This window comes from Leifsonia williamsii, from assembly GCF_030433685.1.
GTDB classification, from domain to species: domain Bacteria; phylum Actinomycetota; class Actinomycetes; order Actinomycetales; family Microbacteriaceae; genus Leifsonia; species Leifsonia williamsii.
Map to the genome: position 1 here is coordinate 2,555,813 of NZ_JAROCF010000001.1, position 20,614 is coordinate 2,576,426.

At 71.2% G+C, this 20,614-nt stretch carries 19 protein-coding genes; 12 read left to right on the plus strand and 7 right to left on the minus strand.

Annotated features, from left to right (window positions below; all coding sequences use genetic code 11):
* Positions 1-62 precede the first annotated feature (62 nt).
* From P5G50_RS12060 to P5G50_RS12075, 4 genes are read left to right on the plus strand one after another with little or no spacing between them, the layout of a single operon-like run.
* Positions 63-1,034, plus strand: coding sequence for an AAA family ATPase (locus tag P5G50_RS12060; RefSeq protein WP_301208660.1), 972 nt, complete (start codon positions 63-65; stop codon positions 1,032-1,034).
* The gene (locus tag P5G50_RS12065) at positions 1,031-2,371 is read left to right on the plus strand and encodes a DUF58 domain-containing protein (RefSeq protein WP_301208658.1); all 1,341 of its coding nucleotides are present in this window, start codon (positions 1,031-1,033) and stop codon (positions 2,369-2,371) included. Before P5G50_RS12060 ends, P5G50_RS12065 begins: the two co-directional genes overlap by 4 nt.
* Positions 2,368-4,683 carry a transglutaminase TgpA family protein gene (locus P5G50_RS12070; protein ID WP_301208656.1) on the plus strand — a complete coding sequence of 772 codons (2,316 nt, stop codon included), beginning with the start codon at positions 2,368-2,370 and terminating at the stop codon, positions 4,681-4,683. The genes P5G50_RS12065 and P5G50_RS12070 overlap by 4 nt, the downstream gene beginning before the upstream one ends.
* A complete protein-coding gene (locus P5G50_RS12075) occupies positions 4,680-5,288 on the plus strand; it encodes a zinc ribbon domain-containing protein (protein WP_301208654.1) in 609 nt (202 codons plus the stop codon). Before P5G50_RS12070 ends, P5G50_RS12075 begins: the two co-directional genes overlap by 4 nt.
* A gap of 26 nt (positions 5,289-5,314) precedes the next feature.
* Here the strand turns inward: P5G50_RS12075 and ald are convergent, their stop codons facing one another.
* Entirely contained in the window at positions 5,315-6,445 is a 1,131-nt protein-coding gene (gene ald, locus P5G50_RS12080; RefSeq protein ID WP_301208652.1) for an alanine dehydrogenase, read from the minus strand.
* A 356-nt stretch (positions 6,446-6,801) separates the two neighbouring features.
* Between ald and P5G50_RS12085 the strand changes: the two genes are divergently transcribed.
* Genes P5G50_RS12085 through P5G50_RS12100 form a run of 4 tightly spaced genes read left to right on the plus strand, consistent with a single transcriptional unit; the run spans position 6,802 to position 11,010 of the window.
* The gene (locus P5G50_RS12085) at positions 6,802-8,016 is read left to right on the plus strand and encodes an ABC transporter substrate-binding protein (protein WP_301208650.1); all 1,215 of its coding nucleotides are present in this window, start codon (positions 6,802-6,804) and stop codon (positions 8,014-8,016) included.
* Positions 8,016-9,215 (plus strand): ABC transporter ATP-binding protein, encoded by a 1,200-nt coding sequence (locus tag P5G50_RS12090; protein ID WP_301208648.1) that lies wholly within the window; start codon positions 8,016-8,018, stop codon positions 9,213-9,215. Before P5G50_RS12085 ends, P5G50_RS12090 begins: the two co-directional genes overlap by 1 nt.
* Positions 9,215-10,138 (plus strand): ABC transporter permease, encoded by a 924-nt coding sequence (locus tag P5G50_RS12095; protein WP_301208646.1) that lies wholly within the window; start codon positions 9,215-9,217, stop codon positions 10,136-10,138. The genes P5G50_RS12090 and P5G50_RS12095 overlap by 1 nt, the downstream gene beginning before the upstream one ends.
* A gap of 53 nt (positions 10,139-10,191) precedes the next feature.
* A complete protein-coding gene (locus P5G50_RS12100; RefSeq protein ID WP_301209400.1) occupies positions 10,192-11,010 on the plus strand; it encodes an ABC transporter permease in 819 nt (272 codons plus the stop codon).
* Positions 11,011-11,077: 67 nt separating this feature from the next.
* Here P5G50_RS12100 and P5G50_RS12105 read toward each other — a convergent pair whose 3' ends face one another.
* Entirely contained in the window at positions 11,078-12,073 is a 996-nt protein-coding gene (locus tag P5G50_RS12105) for an asparaginase (RefSeq protein ID WP_301208644.1), read from the minus strand.
* Between the two features lie 8 nt (positions 12,074-12,081).
* Positions 12,082-13,443, minus strand: a complete 1,362-nt coding sequence (gene gabT, locus P5G50_RS12110) for a 4-aminobutyrate--2-oxoglutarate transaminase (RefSeq protein ID WP_301208642.1) — start codon at positions 13,441-13,443, stop codon at positions 12,082-12,084.
* Positions 13,444-13,479: 36 nt separating this feature from the next.
* On the opposite strand from gabT (P5G50_RS12110), the gene P5G50_RS12115 reads away from it, so the two are divergent.
* Positions 13,480-13,953, plus strand: a complete 474-nt coding sequence (locus P5G50_RS12115; protein WP_301208640.1) for an OsmC family protein — start codon at positions 13,480-13,482, stop codon at positions 13,951-13,953.
* An 82-nt stretch (positions 13,954-14,035) separates the two neighbouring features.
* On the opposite strand, the gene P5G50_RS12120 is transcribed toward P5G50_RS12115, so the two are convergent.
* Positions 14,036-14,275: a hypothetical protein gene (locus tag P5G50_RS12120; protein ID WP_301208638.1), complete on the minus strand. Its 240-nt coding sequence runs from the start codon at positions 14,273-14,275 to the stop codon at positions 14,036-14,038.
* Between the two features lie 75 nt (positions 14,276-14,350).
* Between P5G50_RS12120 and P5G50_RS12125 the strand changes: the two genes are divergently transcribed.
* A complete protein-coding gene (locus P5G50_RS12125; protein WP_301208637.1) occupies positions 14,351-14,836 on the plus strand; it encodes a CGNR zinc finger domain-containing protein in 486 nt (161 codons plus the stop codon).
* Between the two features lie 57 nt (positions 14,837-14,893).
* On the opposite strand, the gene P5G50_RS12130 is transcribed toward P5G50_RS12125, so the two are convergent.
* The 3 genes from P5G50_RS12130 to gabT (P5G50_RS12140) all read right to left on the minus strand — a co-directional run bounded on the left by P5G50_RS12130 (position 14,894) and on the right by gabT (P5G50_RS12140) (position 18,051).
* Positions 14,894-15,712: a lysophospholipid acyltransferase family protein gene (locus P5G50_RS12130; protein WP_435870878.1), complete on the minus strand. Its 819-nt coding sequence runs from the start codon at positions 15,710-15,712 to the stop codon at positions 14,894-14,896.
* Positions 15,713-15,760: 48 nt separating this feature from the next.
* The gene (locus P5G50_RS12135) at positions 15,761-16,639 is read right to left on the minus strand and encodes a hypothetical protein (RefSeq protein WP_301208635.1); all 879 of its coding nucleotides are present in this window, start codon (positions 16,637-16,639) and stop codon (positions 15,761-15,763) included.
* A 65-nt stretch (positions 16,640-16,704) separates the two neighbouring features.
* Positions 16,705-18,051: a 4-aminobutyrate--2-oxoglutarate transaminase gene (gene gabT, locus P5G50_RS12140; protein ID WP_301208633.1), complete on the minus strand. Its 1,347-nt coding sequence runs from the start codon at positions 18,049-18,051 to the stop codon at positions 16,705-16,707.
* Positions 18,052-18,167: 116 nt separating this feature from the next.
* Between gabT (P5G50_RS12140) and P5G50_RS12145 the strand changes: the two genes are divergently transcribed.
* Together P5G50_RS12145 and P5G50_RS12150 are read left to right on the plus strand one after the other, a co-directional pair.
* Entirely contained in the window at positions 18,168-19,145 is a 978-nt protein-coding gene (locus P5G50_RS12145; RefSeq protein ID WP_301208631.1) for an FKBP-type peptidyl-prolyl cis-trans isomerase, read from the plus strand.
* Positions 19,146-19,489: 344 nt separating this feature from the next.
* The gene (locus P5G50_RS12150) at positions 19,490-20,584 is read left to right on the plus strand and encodes a 1-deoxy-D-xylulose-5-phosphate reductoisomerase (RefSeq protein ID WP_301208629.1); all 1,095 of its coding nucleotides are present in this window, start codon (positions 19,490-19,492) and stop codon (positions 20,582-20,584) included.
* The last annotated feature ends 30 nt before the right edge of the window (positions 20,585-20,614 follow it).

Below are 20,614 nucleotides of genomic sequence, written 5' to 3' on the forward strand. Positions count from 1 at the left end.
CCGCAACGCCCCGACCGAACCCACCCGCATTCCGCACCCGACCGACTCCGAGGAGCCGCAGCATGACGATGACCCCCGAGCAGGCCAGCTGGTTCTCGGGCGTGTTCGACCGCCTGGTGCAGAACATCGACCGCGTCCTGCTGGGCAAGACCCACGTCATCCGGCTCGCGCTGACCGCGATGCTGAGCGAGGGCCACCTGCTGCTCGAGGACTACCCGGGCACCGGCAAGACCTCCCTCGCCCGGGCCATCGCCGAGAGCGTGCGCGGCACCACCAACCGGGTGCAGTTCACGCCCGACCTGCTGCCCGGCGACATCACCGGGGTCAACATCTACGACCAGCGGACCGGCGCCTTCGAGTTCCACCGCGGCCCGATCTTCGCCAACATCGTGCTCGCCGACGAGATCAACCGGGCGAGCCCGAAAACGCAGTCGGCGCTGCTGGAGGTGATGGAGGAGCAGCAGGTGACCGTCGACGGCGTGCGCCATCCGGTGGGCGCGCCGTTCATGGTGATCGCCACGCAGAACCCGATCGAGCAGGCCGGCACCTACCGGCTGCCGGAGGCGCAGCTCGACCGGTTCCTCATGAAGGCGTCGATCGGCTACCCCGACCACGAGGCGACGCTGCGCATCCTCGAAGGCGCGGAGCGCCGGGCGCACGAGGTCGTGGTGCCGGAGGTCGTCTCGGCGGCGACGGTCGTCGAGATGGCGACGATGGCGCGCGGCGCTCACGTCGACCCGACGATCAACGACTACGTCTCGCGGCTCGTGGAGGCCAGCCGCGACGCCGACGAGATCCGCCTGGGCGTCAGCGTCCGCGGGGCGCTCGCCCTGGTCCGTGCGGCGAAGACGCTCGCCGCCGCCTCCGGCCGTTACTACGTGACCCCCGACGACGTGAAAGCGCTGGCCGAGCCGGTGCTCGCCCACCGACTGGTGCTCGACCCCGAGGCGGAGTTCGAGGGCGTCACCGCCTCGAGCATCGTGGGCCAGCTGCTGATCGAGGTGCCGCCGCCGAGCGATCGGGCCGCCGTGTGACCACGGTCACCCGGACGCAGGCGGAGCTCACCAACGCGCGGGCCCGCATCGTCGGCGAGCGCGAAGGCGTCCTCGCCGACGCGATCGTCTGGACCGTCCGGACGAGCGCGGTGGTCGGCCATGCGGTCGCGCGCGTGGCGCGCCGGGTGAGCGGCGTCGTCACGCCGCTGGGCTGGGCCATGGCGCTCCTCACGGTCCTCGCGCTCGTCGCCGGGTACGTCTTCGGCTGGGTGGAGGCGGTGGTGCTCGGCTGGGCGGCCCTCGCGCTGCTGATCATCGCGTCGGGTTACCTCGCCGGCCGCCTCGCGTACAACGTGCGGCTGTCCCTCCCCGCCAACCGGGTCGTCGTCGGCGACCGCGCCCCGGGCGGCGTGGCGGTCCGCAACCCGCTGCGCCGCCGCCTTCCCGGCGTGCGCGTCGAGGTCCCGGTCGGCCACGGCCTCGCCGAGTTCGCCGCGCCGTCGCTGGGCGCGGGGGAGGAGCACGCCGACGTCTTCGTCGTGCCGACGCAGCGCCGCGGCATCGTGCCGATCGGCCCCGTGCGCACCGTGCGCGCCGATCCGATCGGGCTGCTGCGGCGCGAGGTGGTGTGGGCGGAGTCGCTCGATCTGTTCGTGCACCCCCGCATCATCGCGATCCCGAGCATGAGCACGGGGTTCGTGCGCGACCTGGAGGGGGCGCCGACCCGCGACCTCACCTCCAGCGACATCGCCTTCCACGCCCTTCGCGAGTACCAGCCTGGGGACGAGCGGCGCTACATCCACTGGAAGAGCACGGCGAAGACCGGCAGCTACATGGTGCGCCAGTTCGAGGAGACGCGCCGCAGTCACCTGCTCGTCGCGCTCAGCCTGTCCGAGGCCGACTACGCGACGGACGAGGAGTTCGAGATCGCCGTGAGCGTCGCCGGGTCGCTCGGCGTCCGCGCGATGCTCGACGCGCGCACCGTGTCGGTGGTCGCGAGCGCCGAGACGCCCGAGTTCGCCAAGCGGATGGTGTTCAGCTCGCGCCGGCTGCGCACCGTCAACCGGGGCTCCCTGCTCGACGACCTCTCCGGCGTGGAGCGTGCCACCGCGGCTCTGCGACTGCCCGAGCTGGCACAGGTGGCGGCGGAGGACGCGGCCGGCATCTCCATCGCCTTCCTGGTGTGCGGCTCGACGTCGACGCCGGCCCAGCTGCGTGCGGCCGCCTCGCACTTCCCGCTCGGCGTCGACGTCGTCGCGATCGTGTGCGACGAGAATGCCGTGCCATCGCTTCGGCGGGTCGCCGACCTGAGCGTGCTGACCATCGGCTACCTGGAGGACCTCCAGCGGAGCCTGGCGAAACGGCTCGCGACATGAGCCGCTTCGCCCGGCTGCGCGCCGCCGCGGTCGACATCGGTTTCGCCCTCCTCGCCGTCGGCCTCGCAGGCTGGTCGTTCTGGCCGGTGTACCAGTCGCCGGAGTTCATCATCATGCTCGCGGGGGCGCTCGTCCTCGGCGCGGCCGTCGCCGTTGCCGCGGCGCTGTTCCGCTGGCCGAGCATCGTGGTCGCGGGACTGTTCGTGCTGGTCTTCCTCGCGGCCGGCGTGCAGCTCGCCGTGCCGAGCCTGGCCGCGGCCGGCGGCCTCCTGCCCACCGCGGACGGCTTCGTGACACTCGTGCAGGCGACCTGGCTGAGCTGGAAGCAGCTCGTCACCATCACCGTGCCGGTCGGCTCGTACCAGGCGCTGCTGGTGCCCGCCTTCCTGCTGACCCTCCTGGCCACGGTCGTCGCGGTCTCGACGGCGGTGCGGTCGAAGCGGCCGGAGCTCGCGGCGATCGTCCCCGTCGTACTGCTCGTGACCGGCGTGCTGTTCGGCTCGGCAGTGGCACCCGTGCCGATCGCCCTCGTGCTCGTGCTCGGCGCGGTGCTGGTGGTCTGGCTGATCCGCTTCCGCCTGCGCCGGCGCTCCGCCGCCATCCGCGCGCTCCGCGAGCAGAGCGGCATCCGCGTGGAGACGGCCCGCGAGCGGCGCTCGACGGTGCTGCTGACGGCAGCGGGCGCCACCGTCATGATGCTCGGCGCCGGGGCGGTCGGCATCGCGGCGGCAGCGCTCGCTCCGCCTCCCGGTGACAGACAGGTCGTCCGCACGGCCGTCGAGCAGCCGTTCGACCCGCGCGACCACCCGAGCCCGCTGAGCGGGTTCCGCCGCTACCTGCAGGAGCCGGTGTCCGACCGGCCGATGCTCAGCGTCACGGGCCTGACCGGCGACAGGAGGCTGCGGATCGCGACCCTGGACACGTACGACGGCGTGACGTACTCGGTCGGCAGCGGCGACGTGACGAGCGCCTCCGGCTCGTTCACCCGGCTGCCGTACCGGCTCGACCAGTCGGAGGTGCGCGGCACGAAGACGGAGCTCACGGTCACGATCCGCGGCTACCGCGGCCCGTGGGTGCCGGGGTCGGGGCAGCTGGAGCAGCTGTCGTTCCTCGGATCCGGGGGCGCCGCGCTCGACGACGCCTTCTACTACAACGACGTCACGGGGACCGGAGCGGTGACCACGGATCTCTCCGACGGCGACATCTACACCGCCGACTCGGTGGTGAAGCCGCAGCTGACCGCCTCCCAGCTCGAGCGCGTCCAGCCGGGCTCCGCCGCCGTCCCGCGCCCGTCGGTCGTGCCGGACGAGCTGCAGTCGACCCTGCAGAAGTACACCGCGGGCATCACCGCGCCGGGCGCCCGGCTCGCCGCGGCGCTGAAGGGGCTGGCGGCCGACGGCTACATCAGCCACGGCGTCGGGCCCGACGAGCCCGCCAGCCGCTCCGGCCACGGCGCCGACCGCATCACCGAGCTGTTGACGGACGTGCCGATGCTGGGCGACCAGGAGCAGTACGCGGTCACGGCCGCGCTGATGGCGCGGCAGCTCGGCTTCCCTGCGCGCGTCGTCGTGGGTTTCGTGGCGCCGGGCGACGTGGCGGTGAACGGCCCAGTCACGTTCGTCGGCTCCGACATCTCCGCCTGGATCGAGGTGCAGACGACCACCGGCTGGGTCACCGTCGACCCGACCCCTCCCGAGCGGCCCGTGCCGCCGAAGCAGCCGGAGCAGCCGACCCAGATCTCCCGGCCGCAGACGAACGTGCAGCCCCCGATCGACGAGAACCCGCAGCGCAAGGACGAGCCACCGCAGTCGCAGGTCGACAGCGCCGACCAGAAGCCGCCGAACCCGGCGCTGGAGACGCTGCTCGGCATCCTCACGGCCGTCGGCTGGACGCTGCTGGTGCTGTGCGTGCTCGTCTCGCCGTTCCTCGCCGTCATCGCGGCCAAGTGGAGGCGGCGGTCGCTGCGCCGCTCCGCCCGCACCGCCTCCGAGCGCATCGTCGGGGGCTGGCGCGAGTTCGCGGACGCGGCGGTGGACCACGGCTACGACCCTCCGCCCTCGGCCACCCGGGTGGAGTTCGCCCAGACGATCGGCGGCGCCCGCGCCTCCGCCCTCGCCAAGGTCGCCGACCGCGCCGTGTTCAGCCCGATCGCGCCGACGCCCGAGGAGGCCGACACGGTCTGGAAGGCCGTCGACGACCTCCGCGCCCAGCTCGCGAAGCGCGACACGCGGTGGAAGCGGCTGCTCGCTGCCGTCTCCCTGCGTTCGCTCGGTTACCGTGGAGGAACACGGGAGAGGAAGGTCAGGCGATGAACTGTCGGGTGTGCGGCGCTGAGCTGGCGGAAGGCACCCTGTTCTGCGGCAACTGCGGGAGCTCGGTCACGGCCTCCCGGGTGCGGCCGCCCGAGATCGCCGACCCGCGCCCCTCCGACACGTCGATCATCTCCGAGCGGCTGCCGTCCGTCGACGACCTCCCGCCTGCGCCCGCGGTCGCGGGGCGGTTCCCCGCTGCCGATGACCTCGACGAGGACGGCCTGCCGCCGACGGAGGCCATCGTGCTGCCGCTCGAGGCGGCGCCGCCAGCACCGGCCGTCCGGCCGTTCACGCTGAGCTTCTCGACCGGGGAGTCGGTGGAGGTCGTGGGCTCCGGCCTCGTCGGCCGCCGGCCGATCACGCAGCCGGGGGAGAGGGTCGACCAGCTCGTCGCCATCTCCGACCCGGCCCGGAGCGTCTCGAAGACCCACCTGGAGTTCGGCGTCGAGGCGGGCGAGCTGTGGATCTGCGACCGCTACTCCGGCAACGGCACCGTCGCCCACCCGCTCGGTGGCGTGGCCCGCCTGTGCGAGGCGGGCCGCCGCTACCGTGTGACGCGTGGGACCCGGGTGGAGATCGGTGACCAGTGGTTCGACGTCAGCTGAGCTTCGACGTCAGCTGACCGTCTCGGTCAGCTGAGCGCCCGCTCCGCCAGCGCGTCCGCGACCTCGACCGCCTCCAGCCCATGGGCCTCCGCCACGCCGGCGTTGGTCACGCGGCCGTCGTGCACGTTGAGCCCGAGGGCGAGCGACGCGTCGGCCGCCAGCGCCGCGTGCCAGCCGCGGTTGGCGATGGCGCGGGCGTAGGGCAGGGTGGCGTTGGTGAGCGCGTAGGTGGAGGTGTGCGGCACCGCGCCCGGCATGTTTGCGACGCAGTAGAACAGCGACTGGTGGACCGTGAAGGTCGGGTCGGCGTGCGTGGTCGGGTGCGAGTCGGCGAAGCAGCCGCCCTGGTCGACCGCGATGTCGACGAGGACGCTGCCCGGCTTCATGCGCGAGACGAGCTCGCTGCTGACCAGCTTCGGCGCCTTCGCCCCGGGCACGAGCACCGAGCCGATGACGAGGTCGGCGGCGACGACGGCCTTCTCGATCTCGAAGCTGTTGGAGGCGATGGTCTTGATGCGGCCGGCGTACAGCGCGTCGAGCTCGCGCAGCCGGGCGATGTTGGTGTCGAGCACGGTGACCTCGGCGCCGAGGCCGACCGCGACGTGCGTGGCGTTCGTGCCGGCGACGCCGCCGCCGAGCACGGTCACGACGGCCGGGTGCGTGCCGGGGACGCCGGGCACCAGGAGGCCGGGGCCGCCGTTGGGCTTGAGCATCGTGTTCGCCCCGACGATGGGCGACAGCCGCCCGGCGACCTCGCTCATGGGGGCGAGCAGGGGGAGGCTGCGGTTCGGCAGCTGCACCGTCTCGTACGCGATCGCGGTGACCCGGCTCTCGACCAGCGCGCGGGTCAGCGCCTCGTCGGCGGCGAGGTGGAGGTACGTGAACAGGACGAGCCCCTCGCGGAAGTAGCCGTATTCGCTCTCGATCGGCTCCTTCACCTTGAGGATCAGGTCGGCCGCCTCCCAGGTGCTCGCGGCGTCGGGGAGGATCGTCGCGCCCGCGTCCGCGTACAGCTGGTCCGGGATGGAGGAGCCGACGCCCGCGCCCGTCTCCACGAACACCTCGTGCCCGTTGCCGACCAGATCGTGGACGCCCGCGGGGGTGATCGCCACCCGGAACTCGTTGTTCTTGATCTCGCGGGGGATCGCGACCTTCATGGGGTTCCTTCCACTCGAGGGGATTCGGCTCCACCCTAGCGACGTTGACGGACGATTTCGATAGTCCTGTCCATACTCTTCTGCTGAATCCGTCATGTCGATGGGGGTGGAGGGCGGATTCGGTCAGTCCGCCCGGTCCGGCGGTGATCCCGAGACGGACGGGTGCGGTTTCGCGCCCGAATCGAGCGATCCGGCACGGATTTCGTAAAGATCATGTTTCAAGATGGACGATCTGCCCTCGATCTGGTGCGAATACCGAAGCGGTGTGCCAGGATCGACCCACCGCGACGGCACGCCGATGTGCGTCGGCGGAGCGTCGCCCGTGGTCCGTGTTCGATCCCCGAAGGAGCACCCCCGTGAAGCCCAGGCCCCTCCCGCAAGACCCGATGGTCCGCCGCCTCGTGCTGGCCGCGCAGCAGTCGCAGCTCACGCGTCGCGGACTCCTCGCCGGCGCCACGGCCGGCGCCGCCGCCCTGGCCCTGGCTGCCTGTTCGACCGGGGGAGCCGGCAGCAAGCCGACCGCGGCCAAGGACCAGTCCGCGACCGACAAGACGATGACCTGGGCGAACTGGCAGGCGTACCTCGACCAGGACGACTCGGGCGGCTACCCGACGCTCGAGGCGTTCGAGAAGCAGTCGGGCATCAAGGTCAAGTACGACGTCGCCGTCGACGACAACAACACCTACTACGCCAAGGTCAAGGATCAGCTGGCGCTCGGCAAGGACATCGGCGCCGACACCGTCTGCCTCACCGACTGGATGGTCGCCCGGTGGATCCGCCTCGGCTACGTGCAGGAGTTCGACGCCGACGCCATCCCGAACAAGAAGAACCTCGTCTCGAACCTGGTCGACGTCGACTTCGACAAGGGCCGCAAGAAGTCCCTGCCGTGGCAGAGCGGCTTCGCCGGCATCTGTTGGAACAAGTCCAAGCTCCCGAACGGCCTGAAGTCGGTCGACGACCTCTGGAAGCCGGAGCTGAAGGGCAAGGTCGGCGTGCTCAGCGAGATGCGCGACACGATGGGGCTGATCCTGCTGCAGCAGGGCGTCGACATCTCGGGCGACTTCTCCGACGCCGACTTCGACAAGGGCATCGAGAAGCTGACCAAGGAGGTGAGCGACGGCCAGATCCGCAACATCAAGGGCAACTCGTACCTCAACGACCTGAAGTCGGGCGACACCCTCGCGGCCATCTGCTGGTCGGGCGACATCACGCAGCTCAACGCCGAGGCGGGCGACAACTGGCAGTTCGCGCTCCCGGAGGCCGGCGGCACCCTGTGGAGCGACAACTTCCTGATCCCGATCGGGTCGACCCGCAAGGCCAACGCCGAGAAGCTGATCGACTACTACTACCAGCCCGAGGTCGCCGCGGAGGTCGCGGCCTGGGTCAACTACATCACCCCGGTGCAGGGCGCGAAGGAGGCGGCGACGAAGATCGACCCGTCTCTCGCGGACAACCAGCTGATCTTCCCGGACGACGAGACGCTGTCGAAGGCGCACGTGTTCCGCACCCTCACCCCGGCGGAGGAGCAGAAGTACCAGGCCGCCTTCCAGAAGGTCATCCTGGGGGCCTGATGCCGAAGGGAGTCTTCGCCGAGTCCGGCGCCGACCTGCAGCTGGCCGGCATCACCAAGCGCTTCCCTGGCTTCACCGCCATCGAGGACCTGAACCTCACCATCCCCGCCGGGTCGTTCTTCGCCCTCCTCGGGCCGAGCGGCTGCGGCAAGACCACGACCCTGCGGCTGGTGGCCGGCTTGGAGGAGCCGACCGCCGGGCAGGTGCTCATCGGCGGCAAGGACGTCACCAAGACCAAGCCGTTCCAGCGGCCGGTGAACACGGTGTTCCAGAGCTACGCGCTCTTCCCGCACATGACCATCCTCGAGAACGTCGCGTTCGGCCTCCGCCGCCGCCGCATCTCCGACCCCGTCGCGAAGGCGCACGAAGCGCTCCGGCTGGTCGAGCTCGATCATCTTGCCGCCCGGCGCCCTGCGCAGCTCTCCGGCGGCCAGCAGCAGCGCGTGGCGCTCGCCCGTGCGGTCGTCAACCGGCCCGCCCTGCTGCTGCTCGACGAGCCGCTCGGCGCGCTCGACCTCAAGCTGCGGCGGCAGATGCAGCTGGAGCTGAAGGCCATCCAGACGGAGGTCGGCCTCACCTTCGTGCACGTCACGCACGACCAGGAGGAGGCCATGACCATGGCCGACACGGTCGCGGTCATGAACAAGGGCCGGATCGAGCAGATGGGCGCGCCGGAGGTGCTGTACGAGCTGCCGTCGACGGTGTTCGTCGCGAACTTCCTCGGCCAGTCCAACCTGTTCGCCGGGCCGGTGGTCGAGACCTCGACGGCGACGCTCGGCATCGAGGTCGCCGGCGCACGCATCCAGGTGCCGCGATCGCGGGCGCAGCGCGAGACCGGAATGGTGACGGTGGGCGTCCGGCCCGAGAAGCTGACCCTCCACGCCACCCCCGAGACCATCCCGCCCGGTGCCAACCGGCTCGGCCCCGGCCGCGTCACCGACGTATCGTTCAGCGGGGTGAGCACGCAGTATCTGGTCGACATCCCGGGCGCCGGAACGATCGTCGTCTTCGCGCAGAACCTGACCAGCGGTCCGGTCGCGGGGCTGGGCGCGAGCGTCTGGGTGGCGTGGGAGGCCGACCACACCTTCGTTCTCGCCGACCAGCCTCCCGCCGACGGCCGCTTCGTGGACGACGCCGACACGCAGGCCATCGCCGCCCAGGCGCGGGAGCGGATGCTCAACGAGCTCGAGGGGGCGTAATGGCCATCGCCGCCTTCACGGGGAGCGCGCCCCCGGCGCAGGACCAGGAGCCGGCGGTCCGGCGGCGCAGCGGCATCGCGCTGGTGCTGCTGCTCCCGGGTGTGCTGTACCTCGTCCTGTTCTTCCTCACGCCGCTGATCTCGCTCATCATCACGTCGTTCCAGGCGCCGGTGCTCGACGGCGATATCGGGCAGTACCAGACGGCGTTCCAGTGGTCGAACTACACCGACTCGATCTCCGAGTACTGGCCGCAGATCCTCCGGTCGTTCGTCTACGCGCTGATCGCGACGGCGGCCGCCCTGGTGATCAGCTACCCGCTGGCGTACTTCATCGGCGTGAAGATGCGCGGCCGGCCGGTGCTGCAGAACCTGCTGATGACGCTGGTCATCGCGCCGTTCTTCATCAGCTTCCTGCTCCGGACGCTGGCGTGGAAGGCCATCCTCAGCGACGACGCCTGGGTCGCCAGCACCCTCAAGGGGCTGTCGATCCTCCCTCCGGACGCCCACATCACCGGGACGCCGTTCTCGGTGATCTTCGGCCTCACCTACAACTTCATCCCGTTCATGACGCTGCCGCTGTACGCGACGCTGGAGCGGCTCGACACCCGGCTGCTGGAGGCGGGGCAGGACCTGTACGCGAGCAACTGGACCACCTTCCGCAAGGTCACCGTGCCGCTGTCGATGCCGGGCATCGTGTCGGGGACGCTGCTCACCTTCATCCCCGCCGCCGGCGACTACATCAACGCCTCGCAGGACTTCCTCGGCGCCGCGGACACCTCGATGATGGGCAACGTCATCGAGAGCAACTTCCTGGTGCTGCAGAACTACCCGACGGCCGCCTCCATGTCGGTGATCCTGATGGCCGTCATCCTCGTCATCGTCGGCGTCTACGTGCGCAGGAGCGGAACGGAGGACCTGCTGTGACCACCGACACCACCTCGAACATCGTCCGGCCGAGCGAGATCACGCCCGCTCCGGTGCCCGCGCGCCCCGCCCGGTTCCGGTTCAAGGGGCTCGGCCTCGGCGTGTACGCGTTCCTGGCGCTGGCCTTCCTGCTGATCCCGATCGTCTACACGTTCGTGTTCTCGTTCAACGACGCGATCAAGAACAACATCGCCTGGCGCGGGTTCACCTTCCGCAACTGGACGAACGTCTGCGACGCCGCCGGCATCTGCGACGCCTTCATGGCGAGCATCATCATCGGCCTGATCTCGACGGTCGTGGCCACGGTACTCGGGACCATGATCGCGCTGGCGCTGATGCGCTACCGGTTCCGGTTCCGGTCGCAGACCAGCCTGCTGCTGTTCCTGCCGATGGCGAGCCCGGAGGTCGTGCTCGGCGCCGGCCTCGCCGCCCAGTTCCTGAGCCTCGGCGTCAACAAGGGCTTCGGCACGATCATCATCGCGCACGTGATGTTCTGCATCAGCTTCGTCGTGGTGACGGTGAAGGCTCGCGTCGCCTCGCTCGACCCGGCGCTGGAGGAGGCGGGGCGCGACCTCTACGGCTCGCCGATCGCGGTGTTCTGGCGGATCACGTTCCCGCTGCTGCTGCCCGGCATCCTGTCGGCGGCGCTGCTGTCGTTCTCACTGAGCTTCGACGACTTCATCATCACGAACTTCAACGCCGGAGCGGTGACGACGTTCCCGATGTACATCTACATCGCGGCGTCGCGCGGCATCCCGGCGCAGGCCAACGTGATCGCGAGCGCCGTCTTCATCATCACGATCCTGGTGGTGCTGATCGCCCAGCTGACGGCGGCCGCCCGCGCCAAGCGCCTGGCGCGGACGACCGCCTAACACGACGGAGAGGTCCCGACTCGCCGTCCGAGCATGTGCCCGGCGGCGAGTCGGGACCTCTCTGCGTCTAGTAGGCGGCGCGGATCGCGCCCACCGGCTGCCCGCCGCCGAGCACGGCCAGGTCGAGCTCCGGCAGCACGGCCTCCACCGCCGCACGGTCGATCGCGCCCGCGTCGGCGAGCAGCGACAGGCCGACGACGGAGGCGGCGCGGAGGCTGCCGTCCAGCATCTTGAGCGCGACGGTCGTGCCGTCGGGGGCGGCCATGACCATGACGCCCTCGGCGCCGAGCTTGGCGAAGACATGCAGCTCGTCGATCACCACGGTGTTGGCGCGGCCGGGGCCGTCGAGCGCCCAGCCGTTCGCGAGCACGGCGTTCTTGAGCAACGCTGCATTGCGGAAGAGCTGGAACGGCGAGCCGTCGGAGGCGGTGGCGATCCGCTGGATGCCCCGCGCGAGCGCCGTCAGCGGCAGTGCGAACACCGGGGCCCCGCACCCGTCGACGCCGGTCACCGCGACCTTCTCGCCGGTGAAGCGCTCGACCGTGTCGCGGATGTGGTGCTGCAGCGGGTGCTGCGGGTCGAGGTAGCTCTCGGTCGGCCAGCCGTTCGTGCGGCAGGCGACGAGCATCGCGGCGTGCTTGCCCGAGCAGTTCATGTAGATCGGCCGCGGGCCCTCGCCGGCCCGGACGAGCTCGTCGCGGGAGGCGGAGTCTCCCGGCCAGTCGGCCGGGCAGCCCAGGGCGTCCTCGGTGAGGCCGCCCTGCGCCAGGATCGTCCGCACGACCGAGACGTGCGCAGGCGTGCCCGCGTGGCTCGCCGTGGCGAGCACCGCGCTGGTGCCCTCGAGCGCGACACCCGCGCCCATGACCGCGACCGCCTGGAACGGCTTCATGGTCGAGCGCGGGAAGACCGGCCGCTCCGGCGCGCCGAGCGAGCGCACGACGGCGCCGTCGGGGCCGAGGACGACGGCGGAGCCCACGTGCCGCGACTCCACGAATCCGCTGCGCTCGACGACGGCCAGCTCGACGGCCTCCTCGCCGGTGAAGACGGCGCTGCTGTTCACGCCGCCGCTCACAGCGAGGCGAGCGCGTCGTCGATGACCGACACGGCGTCCGCGATGAGCTCGTCGCTCACGGCGAGGCTCGGCAGGAAGCGGAGCACGTTGCCCCAGGTGCCGGCGTTGAGGAACAGGACGCCCTGCTGCGCGGCGTGCGCCACGATCGCGCTGACCGCCTCCGGATTCGGCTCCTTGGTGGTCTGCGCGGTGCCCGGCTTGACCAGCTCGATCGCGAGCATCGCGCCGACGCCGCGGACGTCGCCGATGATGTCGTACTTCTGCTGCAGCGCCAGGAGGGCCGGCTTGAGCGTGCGCTCGATGCGGGCGCCCTCGGCGAGGAGGTCGTTCTTCTCGATCTCGTCGAAGACCGCGATCGCCGCGGCGGCGGCGACCGGGTTGCCGCCGAAGGTGCCGCCGAGGCCGCCGGGCTGCGCGGAGTCCATGATCTCGGCGCGGCCGGTGACGGCGGCGAGCGGCAGGCCGCCCGCGATGCCCTTCGCGCTCAGTACGAGGTCGGGGACCAGGCCGAAGTGCTCGCTGGCGTAGTAGGCGCCGGTGCGCGCCATGCCGCTCTGGATCTCGTCGGCGATGAAGACGACGCCGTTGGCGGTGCACCACTCCTGCAGGGCGGGGAGGTAGCCGTCGGCCGGGACCATGAAGCCGCCCTCGCCCTGGATCGGCTCGACCACGAGGCAGGCGAGGTCGGACGCGCCCACGACCTTCTCGAGGTATGCGATCGTGCGAGCCGCCGCCTCCTGACCGCTGAGGCCGTCGCGGTAGGGGTACGAGCTGGGCGCGTGGTAGACGTCGCCGGCGAACGGGCCGAAGCCGGAGGCGTACGGCATGGCCTTGTAGTTCATGGCCATCGTGAGGTTGGTGCGGCCGTGATACGCGTGGTCGAGCACGGCGACGGCGCGGCGACCGGTGTGCTTGCGCGCGATCTTCACGCCGTTCTCGACGGCCTCGGCGCCCGAGTTGACGAGCACGGTCTTCTTGGCGTGGTCGCCGGGGGTGTGCGCGGCGAGCAGCTCGGCGACGCGCACGTACTCCTCGTACGGTGTGATGGTGAAGAGCGTGTGGATGACGTCCTGCAGCTGGGCGGCCGCGGCCTCCACGACGGCGGTCTCGGTGTGGCCGATCGTGGTCACGCCGATGCCGGCGCCGAAGTCGACGAACTGGTTGCCGTCGACGTCGACCAGCACGGCACCGTTCGCCTTGGCGATGTAGACGGGCAGGGCGGACGAGACACCGGTCGGGACGACGGCCAGGCGGCGCTCGTGCAGCTCCCGCGACTTCGGGCCGGGGATGGTGGTGACGATGCGGCGTTCCTGCTTCACCGAGTAGACGGGCGCGGAGGTGCTGAGGGTGTCGGTCATGATGTCCGAGTGTAGCCGGGGTGCCAGAATCGGAGCATGAAGCTCGAGCACTCGTACGCGATCGATCTGCGCTGGACAGGGGACCGGGGGAGCGGCACCAGCGGCTACAAGGCCTACGGCCGCGAGCACGTCGTGAGCGCCGAGGGCAAGCACACGATCGAGGGCTCGGCGGACCGCGTCTTCTTCGGCGACCGCGAGCGCTGGAACCCGGAGGAGCTGCTCCTGGCCGCCCTCGCGCAGTGCCACATGCTCAGCTACCTGGCGGAGGCCGCGGGGGCGGGCGTCGTGGTCGTCGGGTACACCGACGCGGCCACCGGCGTGATGGAGCAGACCGGGAACGGAGGCGGCCACTTCACGAGCGTGACGCTCAACCCGCGCGTCACCGTCGCCGACCCGGCGCAAGCGGCGCTGGCGGAGTCGCTGCACGCGCCCGCCTCCGAGAAGTGCTTCATCGCGGCGAGCGTGAACTTCCCGGTGCACCACCGCCCGGAGATCCTGACGCTGGTCTGACCCGTCACGGCCCTCCGTCGAGTTGTCACGACACGCCGTCAGGCGACGTGCCGAGACGGCGAGTCGCGCCAAATGGATGTCGTCAGGCGCAGCCGAGGCGAGGTGCGGCCGACGCGGCGGGCGCGGGAGGGGCGAGCGGCGCGGCCTGCTGCTGCGGCTCGGCGGCGGCCCAGCGGTGGATCGCGGCGACCCAGCGTTCGTCGCGCGTCAGCGGCGGTGGCTGCGGGATGCCCGACTCGTGCTGCGTGCGCAGGAGCTGCGCCTCCCGCTCCCGCTCCGCGAGGCTGTTCGTCGCGATGGCCCAGATGGTCAGCGGATGCATGATAACCCCCTATCAGCGTTGACCAGTTACTGAGGCACACGTTACCGTAACCGCCTATCGCGTTACAATGGTTGCATGCAGACGAATGCTCCGGCGGGTGCGCCCGCGGTCGGCCCCGACCTCCTGGTCGACTTCCTCAACACGCTCGACGTGGAGGACGGCACCGACCAGCTCGCCGAGGCGGCGTCGTTCCGCACCTGGGCCGACGCCCACGGCCTCGAGCCGGGGGAGCGGGAGGAGGCGCGCCGAGTGCGCGACGCGCTGCGCACCCTCGTCGACGGCGGGCAGGGATCGCTGCCCGGCATGAGCCTTCCGGTCACCGCTGCCGCCGGCGGCCTCGCGCCCGCGGCGACCACCGTGGCGGAGGCCGCCGTCGCCAGCGCGCTCGTGCTCAGCATCCAGGGCCGCCTGAGCCGCGTGAAGCTGTGCGGCGGCGAGGACTGCCGCTGGGCCTTCTACGACGCGTCCCGCAACGGCTCGCGGCAGTGGTGCAGCATGGAGGTCTGCGGCAACCGGCAGAAGGCGCGCACGTTCCGCGCCCGCAAGCAGTCCGGCGACTGACGCGGGCCAGAGCTGCTAGAGCGCCATAGCTGCTAGAGCGCCAGAGCTGCTAGGGGGCTAGAGCCGCTCGGGCCGCAGTGCCCGCTTGACTCGCTCCACGGCGCCGGCGGGCGGCGACTCGTTGTACGTGCCCGCGAGCTCCTGCCCGGTGAGCGCGTGGATGGCCGCCATGATCTCGTCGGTCGCCTGCCGGCGGGCGCGGCCCGAGTCGGCCGGGCCGAGGTGCGCGAGGTCGAGCGGCTCACCGAAGGCGACGGTGACGCGGCGGACTCGCGGGAACTTCGCGCCGACCGGCTGCATCTCGTTCGTGCCGATCAGCCCGACCGGGACGACCTTCGCGCCGGTGGTCAGGGCGAGCCAGCCCACGCCGGTACGGCCCTTGTAGAGGCGGCCGTCGAGCGACCGGGTGCCCTCGGGGTAGAGGGCGAAGGCGGCTCCGGTGTCGATGATCCGTCGTGACTGCTCCAGCGCCTCCTGCGCGGCCTGGCCCGCCCCGCGCTTGACGCCGACGGCGCCGATCGCGGTGAAGAACGCGCGAGAGACGGCGCCGCGGAAGCCGGTGCCCTCGAAGTAGTGCGACTTGGCGAGGAACTGCACCCGGCGCGGCGAGGTGATCGGGATCAGCACCGAGTCGATGAACGAGAGGTGGTTGGAGGCGAGGATGACCTTGCCGTAGCGCGGGACGTTCCGCTTGCCGACCACGTGCGGGCGGTAGACGAGCTTCGCGACGGGGGCGACGATCCAGCGGGCCACGAAGTAGAGCAGGCCGGGACGCTGGACGTCTGCGTCGGCCCGGTTGTCGGCGGCTGCAGCGCCCTCGGCGTCGTGGATGCTCACCCGTCGAGCGTAACGACGGCCACATTCCGCCGGAGGCATGGGCGCCCGCCGGAGGCATGGGCGCGGCCCGAACGCGGCATGAGCCGCTCAGCCCGGGAACGCCTTCGGCGCGTCGCAGCCGTAGCCGCCCGCGTAGAGCAGGCACGGCGGCACGAAACCGCCGAAGCGCACCGCGAGGGGGTCGCCGAACCACGTCGTGTAGAGCCGCGAGAAGTTCAAGTTGCCGTAGGTGGAGCAGTCGCCCGCCGGCCCGCTGGCGTGCGCCAGCGTCTCGTCGTTCGGCTGGTACGGCGTGTAGTTGTAGAGGTTCGCGGTCGCCTGGTTGGCGATGCGCACGCTGCTCGCGCCACAGGTGGCGTCGGGGTGGAACTGGATGCGGTTCGCGCCGATCCGGTACCGCCAGTCCCCGGGGTGCGCGGTGTACTCCCGGAACTGCCACGCCGCCCGGTAGACCTGGTTGAAGAAGCCGAAGTAGCGCTTGTCGCACTCCGCGGTGTCTGGGCAGGCGTAGCCGGTGGCCTTCTGGTAGCCGGAGGCGCTCGGCGCGGTCAGCAGCGACTGCTCCTTCTGCAGCAGCACCAGGAGCACGCGCGGGCTGATCGTGCACGCCTTCGCCACCCGGGCGATGATGCTGCTGGCCCGCTCCTTCTTCGCACCGGGGATGGCGTCGCAGCGCTCGGCGGAGGCGGGGGTGTCGGGCGTCGTCATCCGGAACTCGTCGAGACACGGCGAGTCGTCCTTGGGCCGGCAACGCCGCTCCTCCAGGAACCGCTGGATCTGACCGGCCGTCATCGCGTCGGGGTTGTAGAAGCTGTCGTCGCTGATGATCTGCCCGGGATCGAAGGGGGCGCGCTCGGCCCCGAAGGCGCCCGTCGCCGGCACGACGCCGAGCGCCGCGGCGAGCACCGTCGCCGCCGCCGCCAGGCGTGCGAGCGCAGCGGTGCGGAACGCGCCGGTGCCGAACACGCCGGAACCCCGTGAACCCGAGCGCCGTCGCCGCATCCCCCTCATGCCTCTGATCCCGGTCACGCCTAGCCGAGCCGGCCCAGCGCCTCCTCCAGCACGGTCGCCGCGTCGTCGATGAGCTCGTCGCTGATGACGACCGACGGCAGGAGGCGCAGGACGCTGTCCCAGCTTCCGGCGTCGAGCGGGATGACGCCGTTGCTGGTCGCGTGGGCGAGCACCTGCTTGAGCGCTTCCGGGTTGGGCTTCTTCGTGCCGGGCACCACGAGCTCCACGCCGAACATCGCGCCCTTGCCGCGGACCTCGCCGACGACGGGGAAGCGCTCGGCCCAGTCGCCGATGCGGGCGAGGAGGCTGCGCTCGACGCGCTGCGCCTCCGCGATCAGGCCCTCCTGCTCGATCACGTCGAACACGGCCAGCGCGGCCGCCGTCGAGACCGGGTTGCCGCCGAAGGTGCCGCCGATGCCGCCCGGCTGCACGGCGTCCATGATCTCGGCGCGGCCGGTGACCGCGGCGAGCGGGAAGCCGCCGGCGATGCCCTTCGCGGTCGTGACGAGGTCGGGCACGACGCCGTGGTGCTCGATCGAGTACCAGGCGCCCGTGCGGGCGATGCCCGCCTGGATCTCGTCGGCGACGAAGACGATGCCGTTCTCGGTGCAGAACTCCGAGAGCCGCTTGAAGTAGCCGGGGGCGGGGATGACGATGCCGCCGTCGCCCTGGATCGGCTCCACGAACAGGGCGGCCAGCTCGGTCGCGCCGATGTGGGTGTTGATGTAGTCGATGGTCCGCTCGGCGGCCTCCTCGCCCGTCATGCCCTCGGGGTCGCGGAACGGGTAGCTGATCGGGAGGCTGTAGATCTCACCGGGGAACGGCCCCATCCCGGCGCGCTCCGGCCAGGGGCGGTACGTCATCGCCATGGTGAGGTTGGTGCGGCCGTGGAAGGCGTGGTCCAGCGTCGCGATGGCGCGGCGGCCCGTGAACTTGCGGGCGATCTTCACCGCGTTCTCCACCGCCTCCGCGCCGGAGTTGACGAGGATGCTGTGCTTCTCGAAGTCGCCGGGCGTGATCTGCGCGAGCTTCTCGGCGACCTTCACGTAGTTCTCGTACGGGGTCACGGTGAAGAGCGTGTGCGTCAGCTTGCCCGCCTGCTCGGCGGCGGCCGCGGCGACCGCCGGGTGCGCGTGGCCGATCGTGGTGACGCCGATGCCGCAGCCGAGGTCGATCAGGCGGTTGCCGTCGACATCGACCAGGATGGCGCCGGAGCCGGACTCCATGTAGATGTTCGCGAGGGTGCCGGCGCCGCGGCTGACCGAGGCCACGCGGCGCTGCTGCAGCTCCACCGACCGCGGGCCGGGCAGCTCGGTGACGAGGTGGCGGGACTGGGGCACGGAGAATTCGCGGGTCATGCCCTCCATCGTAGGCGGCGCTCCCGAGCCGGCCCTCCACGGCGGGGCCGTTCGCACGGACGATCCGGCCGTTGCACGGCGGACTGTCAGCGGGCCCCTAACCGGATGGGGCAGACTTGTGCGTCGTGCGCAAGACTCTCTCCCTCCTCACCGCCGCCCTCGTCGTGACCGGGCTGGCCGCCTGCAGCTCCTCGTCGGGCGAGCCGAGTGCGAGCTCCACCCCGACCGCCGCTGCCGCCGCCTGCGAGAACGTCAAGGCGGGCGACGCCTCGAAGTCCGTGAAGGTGGAGGGCGCGTTCCGCAAGGCCCCGACGGTCAGCATCCCGTCGCCGCTCAACACCAGCGACATCGAGCGCAGCGTCGTGATCACCGGAACGGGCCAGAAGGCACAGGCCGGAGCGAGCGTCGACGTCGCCCTCGCCGCGTACAACGGCACCACCGGCAAGGAGCTGACCCCCGCCGCCGGCTTCGACGACCAGGCCGCCCAGACGGTCACCCTCGACGACAAGCAGTACGTCCCCGGCCTCGTCCGCGCGGTCGAGTGCCTGCCGGTCGGCTCGCGCGTGGTGCTGACGGCGCCCGCCAAGGACGCCTTCGGCAGCGCCGACATCTCCCAGCTGAGCCTCACCGACAAGGACTCGGTCGTCTTCGTCGCCGACCTGGTCGACGTGCTCCCCACGAAGGCGAACGGCACGACGGTCGAGCCGCCCGCGGGCCTGCCGAAGGTGACGCTGGCGAAGTCCGGCGAGCCGACCATCGCCATCCCGAAGACCGACCCGCCCACCGAGACGAAGATCGCGGTGCTGAAGCAGGGCGACGGGGACACGGTCCAGGCGAACGACACGGTGACCATCCAGTACAAGGGTGCCCTGTGGCGCAACGGGAAGGTCTTCGACGCCACCTGGACGCGGGGCCAGCCGTACACGAACAACGCCTCGCAGTTCGTCCCCGGCTTCACCAAGGCGCTGATCGGCCAGAAGGTCGGCTCGCAGGTCATCGCGGTCATCCCGCCGGCCGACGGCTACGGCTCGAAGGGCAACGGCGACATCAAGGGCACCGACACGATGGTGTTCGTGGTCGACGTCCTCAAAACAGTGCGTTGATGCCCTGGTATCTGAGATCGCGGTAGGCACGCCCGCTGCGGCGAACGCGGCGGTGTACTGGACGAGTCCAGGGTGCTCGTCCACCGGGGTGTGCATGTACCGCGGCGACGGGACGCCGATCGGCTACGACGGCACCGGGTCGCTGACCATCAAGCAGGGCAGCATCCGTTCGGTCGCCGCGGGCGAGGACGACGACCGTGAAGCTCGCTACGGGGACGACGTATGTGATCGCCGCGACGATGATGATCACCTTCCCCAACGGGCTTCAGACAGTGGTGTCGATCTCGCGCTGAGGGCGCGGCCTGCTGTCGTCCTGATGACGACGCCCCTCCTACGATGGGGGGATGGCCGACATCTCCTCCCGCCGCGTCGTCATCCTCGGGTCCACCGGGTCGATCGGGACGCAGGCGCTCGACGTCATCGCGGCGAATCCGGAGAGGTTCGAGGTCGTCGGGCTGACGGCCGGGCGCAACGCGGACCTGCTCGCCGAGCAGGCGGAGCGGTTCGGGGTGCGGGAGACCGCGCTCGGGGCCGAGGACGCCGAGCGGCTGGTGCGGTCGGTGGAGGCCGACGTCGTGCTCAACGGCATCACCGGCTCCGTCGGGCTCGGCCCGACGCTGGCTGCGCTCGAGACGGGCGCCATGCTCGCGCTCGCCAACAAGGAGTCGCTGATCGTCGGCGGCGAGCTCGTCAAGCGGGCCGCCGCTCCCGGGCAGCTGGTGCCCGTGGACTCCGAGCACTCGGCGATCGCGCAGGCGCTGCGGTCCGGGTTCCCGCACGAGGTGCGCCGGCTGGTGCTGACCGCGTCGGGCGGGCCCTTTCGCGGGCGCAGCCGGGCGTCGCTGCGCGACGTGACCCCGCGGGAGGCGCTCGCGCACCCGACCTGGGACATGGGCCTGGTCGTGACCACGAACTCCTCGACCCTCGTCAACAAGGGCCTCGAAGTGATCGAGGCGCACCTGCTGTTCGACGTGCCGTTCGAGCGGATCGATGTCACCGTGCACCCGCAGTCGGTCATCCACTCGATGGTGGAGTTCGTCGACGGCTCCACGATCGCCCAGGCGTCGCCGCCGGACATGCGCCTCCCGATCTCCCTCGGCCTGGGCTGGCCCGACCGGGTGCCGGGAGTCGGAGCCCCACTCGACTGGACGCAGGCGCATACCTGGACCTTCGAGCCGCTCGATGACGCCGCCTTCCCCGCGGTCTCGCTGGCCAAGCGGGTCGGAAGCGCGGGAGGCACGTATCCCGCGGTGTTCAACGCCGCCAACGAGCAGGCGGTCGCGGCCTTCCACGCCGGGGCGATCGGCTACCTCGGCATCCTCGAGACGGTCGAGCGGGTCGTCGACGCACACACGCCCGACGGCGAGCTGACGCGGGAGTCGCTGGCCGAGGCCGAGCGCTGGGCGCGCGCGGAGGCCGACCGGCTCATTGCCGCATAGGGCGCACCGAGCAATCACGCGGCTGCTTCC